This window comes from Streptomyces sp. NPDC002623 (genome assembly GCF_053592635.1).
In genome coordinates this window covers 88,569-103,085 of record NZ_JBSFWB010000014.1, presented here as the reverse complement: position 1 = coordinate 103,085, position 14,517 = coordinate 88,569, and the positions used below count along the sequence as shown (strand labels likewise).

Here is a 14,517-nt window from a genome sequence, read left to right as displayed (position 1 = left end):
CCATGATTAGGCTGGTAGGAGACGACCGCCACGGCTCCAAGACACGCGACTGGGAAGTTGAGAATCCGACGCTGGAACGAATCTCTCAGTCGATCGCGGATCTTGATGGAAGTCGATGGACTGAAGTTTCCGTGACAGATGATGACCCTTTTCGGTACCTCTCAATTGCGGGTGGTCCGGATCTCTTCTTGGTTACGGGTGAATCCCCCGATGGGGAAATTATCCAGTTGAAGAATCCCGAGTGCAGTGAGGAGGAGGTAAGGCTCGTATGCGGTGGCCAGATGGGGATTTTTCAACGATCTGATCTGGTTGACCGGGATCAAGCTGTCGAGGCTGTTTCGGAATTCCTGAATGGTTTTCCTGCCGGATTCAGATCGGCCTGGTCTGTAGAATAGGAAAGGTTGCCGGGGAGTGCGTTGTAGCACTTTCCCAGCGGCCTTCTTGTTCAGTCACCGCCCGTCGTTGACGGCAACGTCAGCGGACGACGGCTGCGGCGGGTGGGTCGTCGTGGTTGCCGTCGGTCGGGCTGAAGGTGTTGCCGAGGGTGTCGATGGCGTGGCGTTGAAGGCGGAGTCTTACGTGGGCGTAGACGCCGGCGGTGACGCCGATGTCGTGGGCAATGATGGGGCTTTGGAGGCTGACAACTATCGCTGGGTCGGAGCCGAGTCAGAGACTGCGCCCGGTGTGACTCTTGGGGACGGATGAACAGGCGCGTCGGGTGGCATGGTCAACGAATCACGGCGAGGCGCGCGGCCAACCGCAGGTGAAGTGCGGAATCAAGGGTTTGTGCATTACGACTCGGAAGGGAACTCCGCAGGGCAACTCTGGCGGTGCTACCCGCAGCGACCTGCGGTTACGTCCGCACGGGGGATGGTCTTCCGTAGTCACGGTTCGTTCGACGGTGCGGTCCCCGAAGAACAGACGGCGGCCGACGACTTCGCCGCACCGGCGGCCGTGCTGGACGCCCAGCGGTGGCCAAGCTGTCGTACGGACAAGGCGTCTCTCACCAAGGCCGAAGCGGGAGTGTATGAGGTGACCACGCCCCCCAAGGCGGAGGTCGCCGCCGCGGACGCGGTGGAGGTCGCCGACGACGCATGCCTGCCCCTGGGCCGCACGTTTGCCGGTTCCGCAGTGGGCGAACCCGCTGCCACCACCCACCGCCGTGCGACCGGCAACGCGAGCGCCGAGGCCACCCCCACCACGGAGGAGGCGGCCATCGACATCAACACCGGCGTGATCACCCTCGCCTCCTACGCGAGTGCGGATGCCGCCGCCGCTGCCCTGAAGTCCGTCAGCGACGCGGTGACCGCGTGCGCGAGCGGTCTCCGGTGGACGGCCGACGGCGAGGAGACGAAGGCGACCAAGATCACGAAGGACACGGCACCCGCGGCAGGCGAGGAAGCGGTCGCGTTCACCGCTGTCACTCCGCTCGCCGGCGTCGACACCCGCTGGAAGGCCGTCGTCTTCCGCTCAGGTGTCACCCTCGCCCACTTCACGTTCGCCAACGCGGGCTCGTTGGTCTCCGGTGGAGACTTCGCCTTCCCGGCCGAACTGGTCACCGCCCAGGCAGAGAAGCTGGCCTGACGCGCGGACGGCCACGGCCCCCTCAGATCGAGCCCGCGCGTATGCCTGCGAGGAGGCTCGAGAGGGGGCTGACGGTCGTGGTGAGGACGGTGGTCGGATCTTGGGATTCGCGGAGGTGGAGGGTGGTGGGGGTGGCGGTGAGTTCGAGGCAGTTGTTGCCGTCGCCGAAGCCTGAGAAAGACGACTTCTGCCAGTTGTCGGGGGGTGCAGCGTGCATCACAGTTCCTTCGTCAGCCTGTGGATGAAGTCACGCGAACGTTCGGGGTTCAGTGACGCTGCTTCCACCTTACGGAAGAGCGTTCGAAGTGCACCGAGTTGAGCCTCCGAGTCCATGTAGGCCGTGCCGTGCGGCGTATCACGCAACGCGGTATCCAGCTTGGGCACAATCCCTCCCGCGTACACCATGGCGCTTGCGGCACCGGCGAACCTGTCCAGGTCGAAGGGGATGACGCGTACGGTGACTTGGTCTGCTTCGGAGAGTTCGAGGACTTGAGTGAGCTGAACGCGGGAAGCGGCCCGGTCGCTGACTCGGATGCGCAGCGCCGACTCGTGGATCACCGCTTCATAGGGGATCGGGGCGGGGTCCTCGATGACGACCTTCCGGTCCATCCGGTGGCGCACGCGCAACTCAAGGTCACCGTAAGGCAGTTCCGGAACCCTGTAGGAGAAGATGGCGCGGGCGTAGTCCTCCGTCTGAAGCAGTCCAGGGATGTACAGGAACTCCACGTCGTATCGGTGAACGGCGTGGTGCTCCAGTTCGGCGAGGTCCAGGAAGGGCGTGGGCAGCAACCCCCGGTACTTCTCCCACCAGCCGTGCGTCCTGTCGGTGGCCATCGCAACCAGAGCGTCGATGAATGCCTCGTCCATACAGGCGTAGTGGGATGCCAGACTGCGCAACCGTTCTTCGCTCACGCCGGCGACTCCGGATTCCATCTGGCTCATCTGAGCCGAGTCGGTCCCGATGAGGGCGGCGGCTTCCCGCGCTTTGAGGCCTGCGGCTTCACGCAGTTTGCGTAGCTCGGCACCTAGGCGTTCCTGGCGTGCGGTGGGCTGCCGTCTGCGCGGCATGGCTTCCTCCTAGCCCCAACTGCCCTGAGGGCAGCGACTCGTTCGAGGGGCAGATTACGGCAACGGCTTGCAGCGTCCCAAATTTTACCCGTACTGTCGGTGACGCAACGCACACGCTGCGGAAGCGCACCGCTCCGTCCTGCCAGGACGGCTGAGGCATGCCACCGCCCGCGATCCGACTCCCTCCACCGAACCGGAGCTGACCCATGCCTGAAACCGGCCCCGCCCCCGACTCCTGGGAGTACTCCCTCTACATCCCCACCGACCCCCGCGCCGTCACCGTCTGCCGTCGCACCCTGCGCCTGATCCTCACCCTCCACGGCCTCGCCTACCTCGTCGACACCGCCGAACTCCTCGCCTCCGAGCTGATCTCCAACGCCGTCCTGTACACCAAGGGCCCCGCCTGCCTGCGCCTCCGCTTTCGGGACGGCGTCCTCCAGATCGGCGCGTGGGACGCCGACCCCGAACCGCCGGACCCGCCGCGCCGGTTGGAGGAACTCGGCGAGGAGGAGGGCGGCCGGGGCATGGCCCTCGTGCGGGCCTGTTCCGATCTCTGGCACTGGCAGCCGCTGTCCCGCATGGGGCACCGGGGCAAGCTCGTGTGGTGCGAACTGAACGCGGCGTAGCTCGTTGATCACGTCGGACAGACGCTCAGGCGCAGCGGATGTGGAGGGAACTCATGACCGCGATGCAGTACTTCTGGCGTCACCCCCTCGCAGAGGAGGTACGTGAACAGGGCCGCGAAGAAGGCCGCGAAGAGGGCCGAGTCGCGGACCGGGCCGAGATGACCCTTCGTATCCTCGAATGGCGTGGCATCCCCGTGTCGGACGCCGTCCGTGAGCGCGTCGAAGCCTGCGCCGACCTCGACCAGCTCACCACCTGGTCGCAGCGCGCGGTCCACGCCGCCGTCGCTGACGATCTCTTCGCGGCGACCGAGTAGCCGGTCGTCGGCCCGGCACCCGCACCGGCGTCCCCGCCACATGCGCCCGCCCCCCGCTGGCATGTCGGCGATGTCACAGAGAACGCTCCGCGCGATCTCTTTCTGCCCCTCGGTGTCGTAGATGTGAAGGTCGCGGCCTTGGGGGAGGGCAGCTCGTGGCTGAAGTTCGTCCGTCGACGCGCCAAGAGGAAGAAGGAGAACCCTCACAAAAGCGAAGCAAAATGAGGGGGCGACGGAGCAACGTCCACACCTGAGGCAACATCTAGGTTAACGACGAAGCCGCATGGGACGCGGTCGCCGTCGAGAGCCGGACGAAGTGAGGGACGTGGTGGAGCCGAGGATCGCCGTTGCCGTGGTGACCATGGGCAACCGACCTGCAGAGGTCGACGCGCTGTTGGAGTCCGTGGCCAAGCAGGACCTGGCCGCTACGCGCGTCGTGATTGTAGGCAATGGCTGTCGCCTCCCCGACTTCGCCGAGCGCCTTGCGATCCCCGGCGAGGTCACCACGATCGACGTCGACGAGAACCTCGGCTGCCCCGGCGGCCGCAACGTCGCCCTCGCCCGCCTCCGCGAGTTCGCTGACGTGGACGTCGTCGTCGAACTGGACGACGACGGGCTCCTCGTCGACGCCGACGTCCTGAGCCGCGTCCGGGACCTCTACGCCGCCGACCCCCGCCTCGGCATCGTCGGCTTCCGCATCGCCGACGAGCACGGCGAGACCCAGCGCCGGCACGTGCCGCGCGTCGGCGCTGCCGACCCGATGCAGGGCGGGTACGTCACCGGCTTCCTCGGCGGCGGTCACGCCCTGAGCATGGCCATGCTGGCCGAGACCGGCGACTGGCCCGCCGAGTTCTTCTTCGCGCACGAGGAGACCGACCTCGCCTGGCGCGCCACCGACGCCGGCTGGAAGATCCTCTACGCGCCCGAGCTGCTCCTCCAGCACCCCAAGACCTCGCCCGCCCGGCACGCCATATACCACCGCGTCACGGCCCGGAACCGGGTCTGGCTGGTCCGGCGCAACCTCCCGCTGCCTCTCATCCCGGTCCACCTGGGCGTCTGGATCGCCGTCACCCTCCTGCGCACCCGCTCGCTCGGCGGCCTCAAGGCCTGGTTCGGCGGGTTCGCGGAGGGCGTGCGGAAACCGGCGGGTCCCCGGCGTCCCATGAAGTGGCGGACCGTGTGGCAGCTGACCCGGCTGGGCAGGCCTCCGATCATCTGACCCGCCCTCAGCGCATTCGGGGGGCTCGAAGACAACGAGGCGCGGGGCCCCCGGTCGTTCACCTCCGCCGACCTGAGACCCCGCACGCCCCCGGAGCCGGCCGTGGCGGCGACACTCCCCCGAGTTGCGCGTCGACACGCGCGCGCCGTCGGGCCGGTTCCGATGATGTGATCACATCAGATCGCGCCAACGAGTCGCTAACATATGGCCAACGGTTCTCCGCGTCATCCCTGGTCACTGGCGTTCACTTGGCCTGAAGTCGTCGGACGAACACGGGTTCCGGCCAGACCGACAGCCGATTCTCGCCGGAACCGTCAGGGAACAGGATGGCGGAATATCGTCGTGCCGAGGGCGGGATTCCGCCCGGACGGTATGACGGCCCGGACGGACGGACGGACGGACGGTACGTCGGCCGGGTGGCCGGGTGGCCGGGTGGATGCGGAAGGGCGATGGGCGGCGTGATGCGGCGGCACGGGCTGCGGTTCGGACTGCTGGGCCCACCGGTTTTGTACACGCCGAACGACACGCCGGACGGCATAGCGGTCGAGACGCCGGACGACATACCGGTCAACACGCCGGACGGCGTACCGGGCGACGGTGACCTCCCGTACGACACCGTCCGCAGCCCCAAAGTGCGTGTCCTGCTCGCCGCCCTCCTTCTCGACGCGGGCCGGATCGTCCCCGTCGAGTCGCTCAAGGAGGCGCTGTGGGGCGGCACGCCGCCGGCGTCCGCGCAGGCCTCGCTGCACAACCACGTGACCAGGCTGCGTCGACTGCTGGACGACCCGGATCGGCTGCGGGCGGTGCCGCCCGGCTACCAACTCAGGGTCGAACAGGGCGAGCTCGACGTCCACGTGTTCGAGTGTCACGTCGCCGCGGCGCGCGGCGCGCATGCCGCCCGGAACTGGGAACGGGTCCTGCGCGAGTGCGCGGCGGCGCTCGCGCTGTGGCGGGGCGCCCCGCTCAGCGGCCTCCCGGCCGACCTGGGCGGATACGCCTTCGTGCGACGCCTGCGGGAGGCCCGGCTGCTTCTGCTGGAGTGGCGATACGACGCCGAACTCGCCCTCGGCGGAGTCGACGGGCTCGGCCCACTCGGTGGACTCGACGACCTCGACGGCCTCGATGGAACTCGGTTCGAACGCATCGTCCCGGAGTTGACGGCCCTGGCCGCCGAGTATCCGCTGCGCGAGGCGTACCAGCGTCAGCTGATGCTCGCCCTGCACCGCACAGGCCGTCAGGCCGAGGCCCTCGCCGTCCATCGCGACCTGCGCGCCCGTCTCGTCGAGGAACTCGGCATCGAACCGGGCCCGGCCATACGCGAGGCCCATGCGGAGGTGCTGGGCCCGACGGCGACCGACGATCTCCAGCCCCAGGGCCGGCCCGCACCTGCGACCCCGGCTCCCATCCCCGTCTCACCTCTGATCCCGGTCCTGTCTCCCCTCCCCGTCCCGACTCCGGTGCCCGACCCCTCCTCCCGACGCACCCCTCACCCGGTCCAACTCCCCGCCCAACTCCCACCACCACCAGCCCACTTCACCGGCCGCGGCGAAACCCTGCGCCAGCTGCTCCGCACCCTCGCCGCCACCTCGCCCAGCCCGTCCGACGCGCCCACCTCGCCCAGCCCGTCCGACGCGCCCACCCCGCCCGCAGACCTCACCGACAACCTCGCAGACCTCGCCGACGGCAACTACCCCGTCGTCGTCCTGAGCGGCATGGCCGGCGTAGGCAAAAGCGCGCTCGCGCTCCACGCCGCCCACGCTCTGAAGGAACGTTTCTTCGACGGTCAGCTCTACCTCCACCTGCACGGTGCCACCCCCGGCATGACCCCCCTCACCGCAGGCCAGGCGCTCGTCGCCCTGCTCCGCGACCTCGGTACCGAACCCCGGAACATCCCCGAACACCCGGACGCCGCAGCCGCGTTGCTGCGCACCCTGCTCGCCCCGACCCGCACCCTCCTCGTACTGGACGACGCCGCCACCGCCGCCCAGGTCCGCCCGCTGCTGCCGGCCGGCCCCGGCTGCGCGGTGATCGTCACCAGCCGCTCGCCCCTGACCGCCCTCGACGGAGCCCACCGCTTTCCGCTCGCTCCATTGTCCGGCGAGGACAGCGCGGCCCTGCTGCGTGCGGCCTCCGGTCCCGGCGAGGGGCGCGCCGGCCTGGACGCGGCCCACCCCCTCGTCGACCTCACCGGACGTCTCCCGCTCGCGCTGCGTGTCGTCGCCGCCCGCCTCGCCGCCCGCAGTGCCCTCACACCGGATGCGTTGGCAGGCCAACTCGCCGCGACGGAGGGCAGGTTGTCGCACCTGGAGTACGACGACCTCAGCGTCCGCCGCTCTCTCGCCGTCGCCCACGACGCACTCGCCGCCTCCGGACGCCAGGCCGACCGGGACGCCGCGCTCGCCCTCCGCCGCATCGGCGCGCTCGACCTCCCCGCCTACGGAGCCCCTCTGCTCGCCCGGCTCACCGGCACCGACGAACCCCGCGCCGAGGCCGCCCTGAACCGGCTGGTCGACGTCGCCCTGCTGGAGGAGCGGGCATACGGCCGCTACACCCCCCACGACCTGGTCCGGGACTTCGCCCGCGAGCTCGCGGAACTCGCGGAACTCGCGGAACTCGCGGAACTCGCGGAACTCCCGGGGGCCGACGGCACTGCCGACCCCCTGCGCACCGCACTCCACCACTACGCCGCCGTAGCCGAACGCGCCCTCACCGCCATCCTCGGAGCGGGCCCCGACGAGGACGACCGGCGCCGTCCGACCGCCGCCCAGCCGCCCGCCCACGCGGCGCACGTCACGGACGTACCCCCCTTCCCCGGCCCCGAAGAAGCCTTCGCCTGGGGCGACACGGAACTGGAGAACATCGTCGCGCTGGTGGAGGGCAGCACCACAAGAGATGAGGAAGCGGGCGCGCCCGTGGCTGCCCTCGTCTCCACCCTCCTCCGCCTCCTCTTCCCCTATCTCCAGCGCAAGGGCCGCGTCGCCGAGATGGAGGTGCTCGGGCGGACCGCGCTACGGGCGGCGCGTCGGCTCGGGGACGCGGCGGCCGAGGCGTACGCGCTCGGCGACCTCGCCGGCCTGCACTTCCTGACCGGCCGCCAGCAGGACGCCCTCGCCCTCAACGACCGGGCCCTCGCCATCTGGCGGCGGCTCGACCGGCTCTCCTGGATCCGGCGCTGCCTCAACAACCGGGGGCTGTTGCTGGAAGGCCTCGGCCGCTACGCGGAGTCCTGCACGGCGCTGCGCCAGAGCCTCGAGTACTCGCGGCAGTTGGCCGACCGGCACGGTGAGGCCGTCACCCACAGCCACCTCGGCAACCTGTACGAGCACACCGATCCGCGGGCCGCCATCGAACAGCACTGCCGCTCGCTCGCCATCGGGGACGAGATCGGCGCCGTCATCGTGCAGCACTCGGCGCACTGCAACATCGGCTACGCCCATCTCGCCCTCGGCGAACCGGCCGCCGCGCTCCCGCACTTCGAGGAGAGCCTGCGCATCCCCGGCGGCCATGACGACTGGCACGGCGAGTCCCAGACCCGGCTCGGCCTCGTCCGCGCCCTGCGCGCGCTGGGCCCGGACAGCAGCGCCCGCGCGCTGCGGGAGTGCGCCGAACTCCTGCGCCGCGCCGACGCCCGCGCCGACCGCTACACCGGGGGTCTGGCCCGGCACCAGCACGGTCTCCTGCTGCGGGAGCAGGGGGAGTGGGAGCACGCGCGCGAGGAGTGGCGGGCGGCCCTCGACGCGCTGGACGGGACGGACGAGAAGGCCGTCGTACAGGAACTCACGGAGCTGATCGACGAGCCGTTTCGCAAGCCGGTCCACGAGCCGGGCACCGGACCCGGCTGATCGCACCGCGCCTGCTCACACCGCGCCTGCTCACACCGCACCCGCTCACTTCGCGTCGGCATAGCACTCCACCACCGCCGCAGTGAACGGAAACCGTACCGGCGTCTCCCCGAACGTCAGTCGTCCGGCCAGGTCGGAGGCCTCCCGGATCGCGGCGACGACCGTCTCGGCCTCCTCCTCGGGACAGTGCACGATCACTTCGTCGTGCTGGAAGAAGACCAGTTCGGCCGCCATCCCCGCACAGGTCTGCCGCAGCGCGGCGAGCAGCAGCAGTGCCCAGTCGGCGGCGCTGCCCTGGACGACGAAGTTGCGGGCGAAGCGGCCACGCGCGCGTGCGTTGGTCGAGGCATACCCCGGCACCCATTCCTGGCCCGTAGGTTGTGCGCCGTCGTCCTCCGGGGTGATCGGGATGCCGGCCTCCTCCGCCGACTCGCCCCCCGCCCCGGCCGCCGGCGGGCAGGTCCGCCCCAGCCAGGTCCGTACGAGTCGGCCCTCCTCGCCGGCCTTGGCCGCGTCGTCGACGTACGCCACCGCGCGCGGGAAGCGGCGGCGCAGGGCGGCGAGGTTCTTCAGACCGTCCCCGGAGGTCTGGCCGTAGACCGCGCCCAGGACGGCGAGCTTGGCCTGGGCCCGGTCGCCGGAGAAGGCGCGGTCGGAGACGGACTGGTAGAGGTCGGTCTCCCGGCCCGCCACCTCCATCAGCCCGGGGTCGCGGGAGATCGCCGCCAGCACGCGCGGCTCCATCTGGTCGGCGTCGGCGACCACGAGCCGCCAGCCGGGGTCGGCGACCACGGCCCGCCGGATGACCTTGGGGATCTGCAGCGCGCCCCCGCCGTTGGTCACCCAACGGCCGGTGACCGTGCCGTGTGCGAGGAACTCCGGCCGGAACCGCCCGTCCCGCACCCAGTCCTGCAGCCAGGACCAGCCATGGGCCACCCAGATGCGGTACAGCTTCTTGTACTCGATCAGGGGCTTCACGGCCGGGTGGTCGAGGCTCTCGATCTCCCAGCGCCGTGTCGACTTGATCCGGATGCCCGCCTGCGCGAAGGCCTTGACGACGTCGGCGGGCAGGTCGGGGCGGACCCGGCGCCCGAACGCGGCGGACACCTCGTCGGCCAGCTCGGCCAGCCGCCGGGGCTCGCCGCCGCCCGCGTACCGCTCGCCGAGCAGGTCGTGCAGGACCGCGCGGTGCACCTCCGCGCTCCACGGCAGCCCGGCCCGGTTCATCTCGGCGGCCACCAGCATCCCCGCCGACTCGGCCGCCGTCAGCAGTCGCATCCGCGCGGGGTGTTCGGCCCGCTCGTGCCGCCGCTGCTGCTCGGCGTAGACGGCGAGGAGGTCGTCGAGCGGCAGCCGGACGGCGGTGTCCTGCGCCTCGAACAGCGAGGACTGCGCACCGGGCGCGGCGGAGCGCTGCGGCGGATCCGGCGGTACGGGGCCGCCGCGCAGCCGGGCCAGCGCGGCGGCCGCCGAACGGGGCTCACCGGAGCGCCCCTCGTGGCCCAGGAGGAGGGTCTCGGCGTCCTCGACGTCGTAGCACCGCTCGACTCGCACCCCCGTGGCGAGCAGACGCGGATACACCTCGGCCGTGGAACGCCAGACCCAGCGGGTGACGTCGGGCCGCTCGCGCACGGCCCGCGCCAGGTCTGCCTCCCGCAGCACCGGACCGGCGGGCAGCCCTGCCGGACCGAGGGGGGCGAGTTCCACGCCACCGTCCTCGGCCGGAGCGAGTGCCCACCGGTCGGCCATGCTGCGAGTGTGGCAGGGGGGTCTGACAACGGCCCCGATCGAACGCGCCAGGAACGCCCCCGACGCCCGACGCCCGACGCCCGACGTCCGACGCCGGACACCCGGCGGCTCAGGAAACTCAGGAAGCTCAGGAAGCTCAGGAACCCTCCTGCTCCCCCTGCTCCCCCTGCTCCTCCTCCGCGCGGGCCTTCACGAGCTTGGCCAGCGCATTCGCCACGTACTTCTCGGTCTCCGACTTGTCGACGCCGAGGCCGCTGAGCACGCCCTCGCCGTTCTCGTGCTCCAGCAGGGCCAGCAGGAGATGCTCGGTGCCGACGTAGTTGTGGCCGAGGCGGAGCGCCTCGCGGAAGGTGAGCTCCAGGGCCTTCTTGGCGTCCGGGCCGAAGGGGATCAGTTCGGGCGCCTCTCCGGCGCTGGGCGGGAGTGCGGCGGTCGCGGCCTCGCGGACCGCGTCCAGGGAGATGCGCTGCTCGACGACCGCCTTCGCCGCGAGTCCCTCCGGCTCGGCGAGCAGGCCGAGGACCAGGTGCGCGGGCAGGATCTCGGCGTTTCCGGCCGCCTTGGAGGCGCTGTGGGCGGCCATGACGACGCTCCGCGCGCGCGGGGTGTACCGGGTGAAGCCCTGACTGGGGTCGAGGTCGGCCGACTCCTTGGGCACGAAGCGCTTCTGGGCGGCCTGCCGGGTGACGCCCATGCTCCGGCCGATGTCGGTCCAGGAGGCGCCCGAGCGGCGGGCCTGGTCGACGAAGTGACCGATCAGGTGGTCCGCGACGTCGCCGAGGTGGTCGGCGGCGATGACGGCGTCCTGGAGCTGGTCGAGCGGCTCGTTGTGGACCTTCTTGATGGCGTCGATGAGGTCGTCGAGGCGGATGGAGGTACCAGGGCCGGTGGTGGCGGGTCGTGGAGTCGTCATATGTCAACCCTAGGTTGACAGTCCATGACTGTCAACCCGAGGTTGTCACTTGCTCGCGCGCGCATGGCACGATCGACCCGTGAGCAGCACAGTCGAACGAGCCTTCCAGGCCGCCCTCTACGAAACCGCCGACGCGGCCCTCGACACCGGCGCGTCGGTCCTCGCCGCCGACCCCGCGGCCGACGCCGAGCTCGCGCGGCGGGGCGCGGAGTTCGTGGCGGCGCTCTGGCGGCGCGGCTGGCAGCCCGCGGACGTGGTGCGGATCGTGCGGCGCGACCTGGACGCCGTCCACGCACGCGTGCTCGCGTCGCTGATCCGGGCGCAGTCGGCCGACGACCGTGCGCGCGGCCCCCGCTGGTCCGCGCAGCTCGAAGAGCTCGACGAGCCCACCACGGAGCCCTCGCCCCGCGCCGACCGCTTCTCGCACGCCACCACGGTCCTGGAGCTGTACCGCCTGCTGCTGCGGCTGCCCGCCCTCGAACCGCTTCAGGAGCGTCAGCCGGGCTCCGGGTCGGGCCGTCGGTCGGACTCCCGCATGCTCACCCGTATCCGCGCCCTGCTCGCCAAGGCCGAGGCGACCGGGTTTCCGCAGGAGGCGGAGGCGCTGACGGCGAAGGCGCAGGAGCTGATGGCCCGGCACAGCGTCGACGAGGCGCTGCTCGACGCCCAGGCCCCGGACCCGGACGCGCCCGGCGCCTGCCGGATCGGCGTCGAGCCGCCGTACGAGCAGGCGAAGGCGGTGCTGCTGGACGCGGTCGCCGACGCCAACCACTGCCGGGCGGTGTGGAACGAACCCTTCGCCTTCTCCACGGTCGTCGGCTTCGAGGCCGACCTGGAGACGGTGGAGCTGCTCTACACCTCGCTGTTGGTGCAGGCGCAGTCCGCGATGGCGAAGGCGGAGGCGGCCCAGCGGGCCGGCGGCCGCAGACGGACCAAGTCCTTCCGGCAGTCCTTCCTCGCCGCCTACGCCCACCGCATCGGCGCCCGGCTCGGCGAGATCGCGGCCGCCGCCGGGACCCAGGTGACCGACGACCTGTTGCCGGTGCTCGCCTCCCGCGAGGTCGCGGTCACCGCGGCCACGGACCGGATGTTCCCGGAGACGGTCTCCACCCGCCTGCGCGGCGTCACCGACGAGGCGGGCTGGACCGAGGGCGCCGAAGCGGCGGACCGGGCCAGGATGCACTCCCGGCCCCGGCTGCCGTGACGCCCTGGCTGCCGTGACGCCCCGGCCGTAGGTCAGTCGCCGGCCTGCTGGAAGGCGCTGACGGTCGCGTCCGCCGCGTCCGTGCTCTTCAGGGCGACCTCGCCGTACGACCACGGGAAGCTCTGGGTGGCCGAGGCGTTCGGCACCGCGTACTGCACCGTTTTGACGGCGAGGCTCTTGTCGCCGCCGTCCTCGCCGCGCACATAGGTGATCGTGAAGGTGGCGGTGCCCTGCGCCGGGAGGGTCAGCGCCTGGGCCTGGGCGGCCGCGTCGTTCGCCACGGTCGCGGAGCTGTCGCCGGCCTGGAGCTCGATCTTGGGGAAGCCCTCCAGGATGCACTCCTCGCCCTTGTTGGTGAGCGTGACGGTGACGTTGCCGCTGTCTCCGGCGGCGGGCGCGGCGTTGACGGGGCCGACCTCCTGGCCGAGGTCGCCGACGGCGCAGGTGGTCCCGTTGGGGCCTGCGGACTCGGCGGCGCTCGCGGTTTCGGCGGACTTGCTCTCGTCGCTGTCGGAGCCGCTGTCGTCCCCGCCGCCACAGGCGGTGAGGAGCAGGGCCGCGGCGAGGGCGGCGACGGTGAGGGGAACGGCGCGCATGAGTGATCCCTAGGGTTACGTGACGGTGCTCGAAGGATCATCACGCACGCGTGCGGCGAATTCTCGCGCGCCCCCGGCCTCGTGACCGCTTCGCTACCCGAGGCCGGGCGTCACCGGAAGCCCGTCGTCATCCGAGGCCGGGGGTCACCGGAGTCCGTCGTCATCCGAGGCCGGGCGTCGGGAGTCCTGACGGCCACTGGCCGCCCTCCGCCTTGGCGAAGGTCTCCTTGCCGACCGCGCCGGTCCAGGTGACCGCGAGGGACTTCGTGTCGACGGAGTCGACCATGCCGGTCGTCCGTGCGCCGTCCGTCCCGCTGGTGCACTTGAGGTGGATCATCTGCATGCCCGCCTCCTCGCCGGCGGTCCCGCTGCACACGGTCCCGCCGGTCACGAAGAGCGCGGCCTGCTTCCCGGTGACGATCAGGGCGACGGCCTTGCCGTCCGTCGTGGCCAGCCAGCTGCCCTCCAACTCGGCGGAGACGGAGACGGAGGAGGAGGAATCCGTCGCGCTGCTCGTCGCCCCGGCGCCTGCGGCCGACGTCGACGTGGACGTGGACGCCGTCGTGGGCGTGGCCGACGAGCCGGCGTCGGACCCCCCGTCGTCGCTGCACGCGGTCAGCACGAGCGTGCCCGTCAGCGCGGCGGCCACGGCCGCGGCCCGCACCGGCCGACGGGACATGCCTCGCGAGAAGATCGCCGAAGTCACTGCAAGCTCCCAAGCTGTAGCCGGGCCGGCTCGGTCGACCGGAGGAGCCCGATCGACCGGGAAGGACCGCAGCAAGCTACCAGCAAGCCTCAGCAGAACCCTGGGGACGGCCTGTGATCTTCGGGGACTACCAGGACGACTTCCGGACCCCGGGCAGAAACCCCGCGTGCGCCTGCTGTCGCAGCCCCACTCGGGACAGCCCGAACGTGCGGAAGTACCCGCGCGGGCGGCCGTCCACCTGGTCCCGATTGCGGACGCGCGTCGCGCTGGCGTCCCGCGGCTGTGCGCGCAACTCCCGCTGCGCCGCGTCCCGCTCGGCCTCGGTCGACGACGGCCGCCGGACGATCTCCTTCAGTTCGGCCCGCCGCGCCGCGTACCGCGCGACGACCTCCTGCCGCTGGTCGTTCTTCGCGATCTTGCTCTTCTTCGCCATCAGACCCGCACCCCCCGCGCGCGGATGCGCGCCACGGCCGCCTCGACGCCGATCACGTCGACGGTCTTGATCCCCTTCGTGCTCAGCCGCAGCCGTACGTGGCGGCCCTCGCTCGCCAGCCAGTACCGCTTGCTCTGGATGTTCGGGTCGAAGCGGCGGGACGTGCGCCGGTGGGAGTGGGAGATGCGGTTGCCGAAGCCCGGCTGGGCGCCGGTCAGCATGCAGTGCGCGGACACGGGTGACGTACCTCTCCTCGGTCGATG

14 protein-coding genes and 2 pseudogenes are annotated in these 14,517 nt (G+C 71.2%); 7 read left to right on the top strand and 9 right to left on the bottom strand.

The window, feature by feature from the left end:
- Positions 1–2: 2 nt before the first annotated feature.
- Positions 3–395 carry a hypothetical protein gene (locus tag ACWD4O_RS25315; protein ID WP_451283092.1) on the top strand — a complete coding sequence of 131 codons (393 nt, stop codon included), beginning with the start codon at positions 3–5 and terminating at the stop codon, positions 393–395.
- Between the two features lie 79 nt (positions 396–474).
- On the opposite strand, the pseudogene ACWD4O_RS25310 reads toward ACWD4O_RS25315, so the two are convergent.
- A pseudogene (locus tag ACWD4O_RS25310) lies at positions 475–609 on the bottom strand (site-specific integrase); the annotation flags it as partial.
- 261 nt (positions 610–870) lie between these two features.
- On the opposite strand from ACWD4O_RS25310, the gene ACWD4O_RS25305 reads away from it, so the two are divergent.
- Positions 871–1,584, top strand: coding sequence for a hypothetical protein (locus ACWD4O_RS25305; protein ID WP_451283090.1), 714 nt, complete (start codon positions 871–873; stop codon positions 1,582–1,584).
- 22 nt (positions 1,585–1,606) lie between these two features.
- Here the strand turns inward: ACWD4O_RS25305 and ACWD4O_RS25300 are convergent, their stop codons facing one another.
- Together ACWD4O_RS25300 and ACWD4O_RS25295 are read right to left on the bottom strand one after the other, a co-directional pair.
- Entirely contained in the window at positions 1,607–1,801 is a 195-nt protein-coding gene (locus ACWD4O_RS25300; protein WP_451283088.1) for a DUF397 domain-containing protein, read from the bottom strand.
- Positions 1,801–2,652 (bottom strand): helix-turn-helix domain-containing protein, encoded by an 852-nt coding sequence (locus ACWD4O_RS25295; protein ID WP_451283087.1) that lies wholly within the window; start codon positions 2,650–2,652, stop codon positions 1,801–1,803. Before ACWD4O_RS25295 ends, ACWD4O_RS25300 begins: the two co-directional genes overlap by 1 nt.
- 206 nt (positions 2,653–2,858) lie before the next feature.
- On the opposite strand from ACWD4O_RS25295, the gene ACWD4O_RS25290 reads away from it, so the two are divergent.
- The 4 genes and pseudogenes from ACWD4O_RS25290 (at position 2,859) to ACWD4O_RS25275 (ending at position 8,653) form a co-directional block, all read left to right on the top strand.
- Positions 2,859–3,278, top strand: coding sequence for an ATP-binding protein (locus ACWD4O_RS25290; RefSeq protein ID WP_451283085.1), 420 nt, complete (start codon positions 2,859–2,861; stop codon positions 3,276–3,278).
- 20 nt (positions 3,279–3,298) lie between these two features.
- A pseudogene (locus ACWD4O_RS25285) lies at positions 3,299–3,592 on the top strand (hypothetical protein); the annotation flags it as partial.
- A gap of 325 nt (positions 3,593–3,917) precedes the next feature.
- Positions 3,918–4,811, top strand: a complete 894-nt coding sequence (locus ACWD4O_RS25280) for a glycosyltransferase family 2 protein (RefSeq protein ID WP_451283083.1) — start codon at positions 3,918–3,920, stop codon at positions 4,809–4,811.
- Positions 4,812–5,260: 449 nt separating this feature from the next.
- Positions 5,261–8,653, top strand: coding sequence for a BTAD domain-containing putative transcriptional regulator (locus tag ACWD4O_RS25275; protein WP_451283081.1), 3,393 nt, complete (start codon positions 5,261–5,263; stop codon positions 8,651–8,653).
- A 45-nt stretch (positions 8,654–8,698) separates the two neighbouring features.
- Here the strand turns inward: ACWD4O_RS25275 and ACWD4O_RS25270 are convergent, their stop codons facing one another.
- Together ACWD4O_RS25270 and ACWD4O_RS25265 are read right to left on the bottom strand one after the other, a co-directional pair.
- Entirely contained in the window at positions 8,699–10,402 is a 1,704-nt protein-coding gene (locus ACWD4O_RS25270; protein WP_451283079.1) for a bifunctional 3'-5' exonuclease/DNA polymerase, read from the bottom strand.
- A 136-nt stretch (positions 10,403–10,538) separates the two neighbouring features.
- Entirely contained in the window at positions 10,539–11,315 is a 777-nt protein-coding gene (locus tag ACWD4O_RS25265; RefSeq protein WP_451283077.1) for a Clp protease N-terminal domain-containing protein, read from the bottom strand.
- A gap of 79 nt (positions 11,316–11,394) precedes the next feature.
- Between ACWD4O_RS25265 and ACWD4O_RS25260 the strand changes: the two genes are divergently transcribed.
- Positions 11,395–12,519, top strand: a complete 1,125-nt coding sequence (locus ACWD4O_RS25260; protein WP_451283075.1) for a DUF2786 domain-containing protein — start codon at positions 11,395–11,397, stop codon at positions 12,517–12,519.
- Positions 12,520–12,551: 32 nt separating this feature from the next.
- On the opposite strand, the gene ACWD4O_RS25255 is transcribed toward ACWD4O_RS25260, so the two are convergent.
- From ACWD4O_RS25255 to rpmB, 4 genes are all read right to left on the bottom strand, one after another.
- Positions 12,552–13,115 (bottom strand): DUF4232 domain-containing protein, encoded by a 564-nt coding sequence (locus ACWD4O_RS25255; protein ID WP_451283074.1) that lies wholly within the window; start codon positions 13,113–13,115, stop codon positions 12,552–12,554.
- 160 nt (positions 13,116–13,275) lie between these two features.
- Positions 13,276–13,821: a hypothetical protein gene (locus ACWD4O_RS25250; protein WP_451283072.1), complete on the bottom strand. Its 546-nt coding sequence runs from the start codon at positions 13,819–13,821 to the stop codon at positions 13,276–13,278.
- A 127-nt stretch (positions 13,822–13,948) separates the two neighbouring features.
- Entirely contained in the window at positions 13,949–14,254 is a 306-nt protein-coding gene (gene rpsN, locus ACWD4O_RS25245) for a 30S ribosomal protein S14 (RefSeq protein ID WP_450950865.1), read from the bottom strand.
- A complete protein-coding gene (gene rpmB, locus ACWD4O_RS25240) occupies positions 14,254–14,490 on the bottom strand; it encodes a 50S ribosomal protein L28 (protein WP_351915465.1) in 237 nt (78 codons plus the stop codon). Before rpmB ends, rpsN begins: the two co-directional genes overlap by 1 nt.
- Positions 14,491–14,517 lie beyond the last annotated feature (27 nt).